The sequence below is a fragment of the Candidatus Pelagibacter communis genome (assembly GCF_001179925.1).
Classification (GTDB): Bacteria; Pseudomonadota; Alphaproteobacteria; order Pelagibacterales; family Pelagibacteraceae; genus Pelagibacter; species Pelagibacter ubique_E.
The window spans coordinates 1-6,242 of record NZ_CVSF01000035.1 but is presented as its reverse complement, the minus strand read 5'-3'; the positions used below and the strand labels follow the sequence as shown (position 1 = coordinate 6,242).

Here is a 6,242-nt window from a genome sequence, read left to right as displayed (position 1 = left end):
TTGGCTGGAAAAGATGTCATTGGATTAGGTGCTGGTGAGCCAGATTTTGATACTCCAGAAAATATAAAAAATGCAGCAATCAAAGCAATTAAAAGGGGAGACACAAAATATACTGCTGTTGATGGAACACCTGAACTTAAAAAAGCAATTATCAAGAAATTTAAAAGAGAGAATAAATTAAATTATTCCATTGATCAAATAACTGTTGGTTCAGGTGGAAAACAAGTTCTTTACAACACATTTATGGCAACCTTAAACAGAGGAGATGAAGTAATTATACCTGCACCTTTTTGGGTATCATATCCGGACATGGTTTTATTAGCAGGGGGAAAGCCAAAAATTATAAAGTGTACTGAAAAAGAAGGTTTTAAATTAACTGCGAAAAAATTAAAAAACGCAATAACGAAAAAGACGAAATGGATAATTCTTAATTCTCCTTCAAATCCAACTGGGGCAGGTTATTCAAAAAAAGAAATTCAAGATTTAGCAAAAGTTTTAATTAGATATAAAAAAATTTTAATTTTAAGTGATGATATTTATGAACACATTAGATATGACAATTTTAAATTTTTTACTATTGCTCAAATTTCAAAATTAAAAGATAGGACACTTACAATGAATGGGGTAAGTAAATCATATGCCATGACTGGCTGGAGAATTGGTTATGCTGCAGGTCCTAAAGATATAATTAAAGCAATAGGAAAAATTCAATCACAATCTACCTCAAATCCTTCTTCAATAAGTCAAGCTGCTGCAGTTGAGGCATTAAATGGAAAACAAGGATTTATTAAAACTAGAGCTAAGGCATTCAGAGAAAGACGAAATTTTGTTGTTAAAAACTTAAATAATATTAAGGGGATTAATTGTTTAACTCCTAATGGAGCATTTTATGTGTTTCCTAGCTGTAAAGGCTTACTAAACAAGAAAACAAGATTAAAAAATGATACTAGTTTTGTTCAAAAATTGCTCGAAAAAGAAAATGTCGCTGTTGTTCAAGGTTCTGCTTTTGGCTTAGATGGCTATTTCAGAATATCTTACGCCACATCAATGAAAAATTTAAAAAAAGCCATGTCAAGAATTAAATCTTTTTGTGAAAGTTTTAATCAATGAGATAAAAATTTTTCAGCCTCTAAGGCTGCCATGCAACCCATCCCAGCTGCAGTAACTGCTTGTCTAAATGTTTTATCTTTAACATCTCCTGCCGCATATACACCAGGAATATTAGTTTCTGTTGAATCAGGTTTTGTAATTAAATAACCCTCTTTATCCATATTTAATTGGTCTTTAAATAATTGTGTAGCAGGATCATGACCAATAGCAATAAACAATCCATCAAGTTTTATCTCATCAATTTTATTAGTTTTGACATTCTTTACTTTTATGCCTTTAACATTTTTGGGCTCTTTATCTCCAATAACATCTTCAACAATTGAATCCCAAATAATCTGAATTTTTTTATTTTCCATCAATTTTTTCTGTAGCAATTTTTCTGCTCTCAAGCTATCTCTTCTGTGAATTAATTTCACTTTAGATGCAAATTTTGTAAGGAACATAGCCTCCTCTACAGCTGCGTTACCTCCACCAACAACAGCAACTTCTTTATCTTTAAAGAAAAAACCATCACATGTAGCACAAGCTGAAACTCCAAAACCTCTAAACTCTTGTTCTGATTTTAAATTTAACCATCTAGCCTGAGCACCTGTCGAAATTATAATACTATCTGCAGTATATTTTTGACCACTATCACCAACAGCTTCAAACGGTTGAGATTTTAAATTTACTGAAGAAATATGGTCTTCAATCATTTCTGTTCCCACAGTCTTTGCCTGTTCTTTCATTTGATCCATTAACCAAGGTCCTTGAATAACATCTGCAAATCCTGGAAAATTTTCAACGTCAGTTGTTGTAGTTAATTGTCCACCAGGCTCAGATCCATAAACTAAAATAGGATTTAACATTGCTCTAGCTGCATATACAGCTGCTGTGTATCCGGCTGGACCAGATCCAATTATTAACACTTTTGTGTGTTTAGTTGGATTTTGACTCATATCAAAGCTATATAGTAATTAATGACTAAATTAAAAGGCATATTATTAACTCAAGGAATGCATGGTATGATTAGTCAGGTTGAGGGATTGGCAAAAGCTTTAGATTTAGATTTTACACACCATACGGTTGAACTAAATAATTTTTGGGAAATGATTCCTCCAAAGCTGTCACCGATTTCACAAAATGTTTATAAAAAACTCAATTTAAATGACTTTGATTTAATTATTTCCTGTGGTCGTAAAAGTGTTATTCCATCGATCCATTTGAAAAAAACAGCAAATAAAAAAGTATTTAATATTCATATTCAAGATCCAAAAGTAGATTTAAATCATTTTGATTTTATTATTGCGCCAGAGCATGATGCTTTGAAAGGTAACAATGTATTAAACACTAAAGGTGCTATACATTATCTCACGAAAGAAGAAATTGATAAGCATACTGATTATTTGAAAAATAGATTAGTATCAAATAGAGATTATTTTTTACTTATACTAGGCGGGCCTACAAAACATTATAAATACTCAGAACAAAATATTGAGATTATTCTAAATTTGTTTAATGATTTGGTTAATAAAAATAATCTTCAGGGAATTGTTATTCCTTCAATGAGAACTCCAAAAAATATAATTGAATTATCTAAAATTAAACTTCAACAAAATAGTCTTGTTATAGAGACTATAGATAAAAAAGCCTACCTGTCAGCCTTATCTTTAGCAAAATATATATGTGTAACATGCGACTCAACATCAATGATATCTGAAGCAGCTATAACTGGAAAGCCGATTTATTTTGCAGATATTCCAACAAACAAAAATGATCAAAGAATTAGAAAATTCAGAGAATTATTAAGTGAATTAAACATTATAAAAAAATTAGACAATAGTTTGGAAAATTGGAGCTATAAAAAACTTGATGAAACTAATAGAGTAGCAAGTATTATTAAACAAAAAATAAATTCATAATGTCGTTTTTAGATTCAATACAAAATCAATCAAAAAAACATGAATTTCCATTTAATCATTGGGAATATAATAATGCACTAACTGATGGAGCTATAGAGGAAATAATTAAAGCTGATATTCCAGATGTGAGCAAACATAATATTGACTATGATGGTACTAGAGCAATTGACGGGGGGGCGGCTGAATTTAGAGAGGGAATAGCTTCAGGTGGTGAAGCGATAAAATTTAGATGCTTCGTTAACAAAGAAAATGAAAATAAATTTCCAAATTTAGTTAGATTTATTAATGAACTTCAATCTAAAGAGGTTCATCAAACTATTTCAAAGATGATTAATAAAGATTTATCAAATTCTTACGTTAGGTTAGAAGTAATTTGTGATCGAGAAGGTTTTTGGTTAAAGCCTCATTGTGATATTAAAGAAAAGCTAATGTCGGGTTTAATTTTTGTAAATAATGAGAATGAGTCAGAAGAATTAGGAACAGATTTTTATAACGAAAAATTAGAAAAAGTAAAAACTGTTCCTTATAAGCATAACTATGGATATCTTTTTACTAGTGGACCTAATACATGGCATGGAATGGAAAAGAAAAAAATAGTCAAAGAAAGAAGATGTATACAAGTAAATTATGTAACTTTTGAAACAGATTGGAAAGTGATTACTTAAACATCCTGAAGAGATACAACTTCTATTTTTTTAGTTTTAAGTGATTTTATTGCTTCCATGCATGCAATTGCTGTTGACATATTAGTACAGTAAGGAACTTTATTTTTAAGAGTTCCTCTTCTAAGGGCTATGGCATCATTTAATCTGTGTTCAGAATTTCCTCCACCTGTATTAATTACTAGAGCAATTTTTTTAGAGTCCAAAACATCTACTATGTGAGGAGATCCACTACTTACTTTGTTAATAATTCTACATTTCATTTTATGTTTTCTAATGTATTCAGCAGTTCCTCTTGTTCCACATAACGTAAAATCTAATTTTATAAGTTCTTTTGCTAAATCAATTCCCTCATCTTTATGTGAGTCTTTCAAAGATATGAAAGCAAGTCCTTGTTTTGGTAAAGAGTTAGAAGAAGCTATTTGACTTTTAGCAAATGCCATTCCAAAGTTTCTGTCAAATCCCATTACTTCACCAGTTGACTTCATTTCAGGACCTAAAAGTAAATCACTGTTAGGGAATTTATTAAATGGAAATACTGCCTCCTTAACTGCATACATGCCTTTAGAATTATCTTTTAAATTAAATTTAGATAATTTTTCACCTGCCATTACTCTTGATGCAATTTTTGCAAGAGGTAGACCTTTTGCTTTTGAGACAAATGGCACTGTTCTACTTGCTCTAGGGTTAACTTCGATCACATAAATTTCATCTTTTTTGATTGCAAATTGAACATTCATAAAACCTTTAACTTTTAAAGCTAAAGCTAATTTTTTAGTTTGATCTTCAATTTCTTTAATTAAGTATGGCTTGATAGATATTGGAGGTAAGCTACAGGCCGAGTCACCAGAATGAATTCCAGCCTCTTCAATATGCTGCATAATACCTGCCACATATACTTTTTTTCCATCTGATATCGCATCAACATCAACTTCCATCGCATGATTTATGAATTTATCAATTAGTATTGGATTTTTTTCAGCTGCTTTAAACGCTTCCTCTACAAAATTTTTAAGCTGGCTTTTTTCATAAACAATTTCCATTGCTCTTCCACCTAATACATATGAGGGTCTTACCATTAAAGGTAAACCAATTTTGTCAGCTATTTGTAAAGCTTGTTTAAAAGTTTTTGCAATTCCACTTTCAGCTTGTTTAAGCTTTAACTTATTTAGCAAATTTCTAAATCTGTCTCTGTCTTCAGCTAAATCAATCGATGCGTATTGAGTTCCTAAGATTGGAAATCCGTTCTGATGTAAAAATTTTGCAAGTTTAATTGGGGTTTGGCCACCAAATTGAGCAATAATCCCAACTAAGGTACCTTTTTCTTTTTCTTTCTTAATTAAATTAAAAACATATTCTTCTTTGAGCGGCTCAAAATATAATCGATCACTTGTATCATAATCTGTTGAAACTGTTTCAGGGTTACAATTAACCATGATTGTTTCAAATCCAGCCTCTTTTAATGAAAAACTTGCCTGACAACAGCAATAGTCAAATTCTATTCCTTGTCCAATTCTATTAGGACCACCACCCAGAATAATAATTTTTTTCTTACTTGATGGATCTGCTTCACATTCTGAATTAATTGAGAAATTTCGCTGGTATGTTGAATACATATAAGGTGTAAACGATTTAAATTCAGCTGCACAAGTGTCAACTTTCTTAAATACTGGTAAAATTTTAAGGGCAGTTCTTTTTCGTCTTATTATATCTTCAGATGTATTTGTTAATTCTGCTAATTTTTTGTCTGAAAAGCCTATTGATTTTATCTTATTAAATTCATTGAAATTCTTAGGTAATCCTTTGCTTTTAATCTCAATTTCATTCTCCACTATTTCTTTAATTTGCTCTAGAAACCATGGATCAATTTTTGATAGTTTGAATATTCTTTTTAAATTGATTTTTTTTCTAACAGCTTCTGCAACTAGCAAGAGTTTATTAGGAATATTTTCTTTTAGCTTTTTTTCAATTTGTTTTTTTTCAAAATTAAATATTCTATCTAATCCTGAAAAACCAGTTTCAAGAGATACCAATGCTTTTTGAAGGGATTCTTTAAAATTTCTTCCTATGGCCATTGCCTCACCAACTGATTTCATTGATGTACCTAAAGTTGCAGGAGAAGTTGAAAATTTTTCAAAAGTAAATCTTGGAATTTTTGTAACCACATAATCAATACTTGGTTCAAATGAAGCAGGTGTTACTTTTGTGATTTCATTTTTTAATTCATCTAAAGTGTAACCAACTGCAAGTTTTGCAGCAACTTTTGCAATTGGAAATCCGGTTGCTTTTGACGCAAGTGCTGATGATCTTGATACTCTAGGGTTCATCTCAATAACAACCATTCGGCCATTTTTAGGATTGATTGCAAATTGAACATTTGATCCGCCTGTCTCTACTCCAATTTTTCTTAAACACGCAATAGAGGCATTTCTCATTACTTGGTATTCCTTATCAGTCAATGTAAGCGCTGGAGCAACAGTTACTGAGTCACCAGTATGTATTCCCATTGGATCGACATTTTCAATTGAGCAGATGATGATACAGTTATCTTTTTTATCCCTTACAACTT

General features: G+C 30.9%; 5 protein-coding genes. 3 read left to right on the top strand and 2 right to left on the bottom strand.

Annotated features, from left to right (window positions below):
* On the top strand, positions 1 to 1,110 hold a 1,110-nt coding region (locus AMN70_RS02460), incomplete at its 5' end, for a pyridoxal phosphate-dependent aminotransferase (protein WP_075501439.1).
* On the opposite strand, the gene trxB is transcribed toward AMN70_RS02460, so the two are convergent.
* Entirely contained in the window at positions 1,104 to 2,048 is a 945-nt protein-coding gene (gene trxB / locus AMN70_RS02455) for a thioredoxin-disulfide reductase (protein ID WP_075501437.1), read from the bottom strand. The genes AMN70_RS02460 and trxB overlap by 7 nt on opposite strands.
* A 21-nt stretch (positions 2,049 to 2,069) precedes the next feature.
* Between trxB and AMN70_RS02450 the strand changes: the two genes are divergently transcribed.
* Together AMN70_RS02450 and AMN70_RS02445 are read left to right on the top strand one after the other, a co-directional pair.
* Positions 2,070 to 3,011 carry a mitochondrial fission ELM1 family protein gene (locus AMN70_RS02450; RefSeq protein WP_075501435.1) on the top strand — a complete coding sequence of 314 codons (942 nt, stop codon included), beginning with the start codon at positions 2,070 to 2,072 and terminating at the stop codon, positions 3,009 to 3,011.
* Positions 3,011 to 3,676, top strand: a complete 666-nt coding sequence (locus AMN70_RS02445; RefSeq protein WP_075501433.1) for a hypothetical protein — start codon at positions 3,011 to 3,013, stop codon at positions 3,674 to 3,676. Before AMN70_RS02450 ends, AMN70_RS02445 begins: the two co-directional genes overlap by 1 nt.
* Here the strand turns inward: AMN70_RS02445 and carB are convergent.
* Positions 3,673 to 6,242: carbamoyl-phosphate synthase large subunit (carB, locus tag AMN70_RS02440; protein ID WP_075501431.1), on the bottom strand; the 2,570-nt coding region annotated here is incomplete at its 5' end. The genes AMN70_RS02445 and carB overlap by 4 nt on opposite strands.

Coding starts and splice junctions, on each gene's coding strand:
- trxB (WP_075501437.1), bottom strand. CDS start 2,048: ATGAGTCAAAATCCAACTAAACACACAAAAGTGTTAATAATTGGATCT.
- AMN70_RS02450 (WP_075501435.1), top strand. CDS start 2,070: ATGACTAAATTAAAAGGCATATTATTAACTCAAGGAATGCATGGTATG.
- AMN70_RS02445 (WP_075501433.1), top strand. CDS start 3,011: ATGTCGTTTTTAGATTCAATACAAAATCAATCAAAAAAACATGAATTT.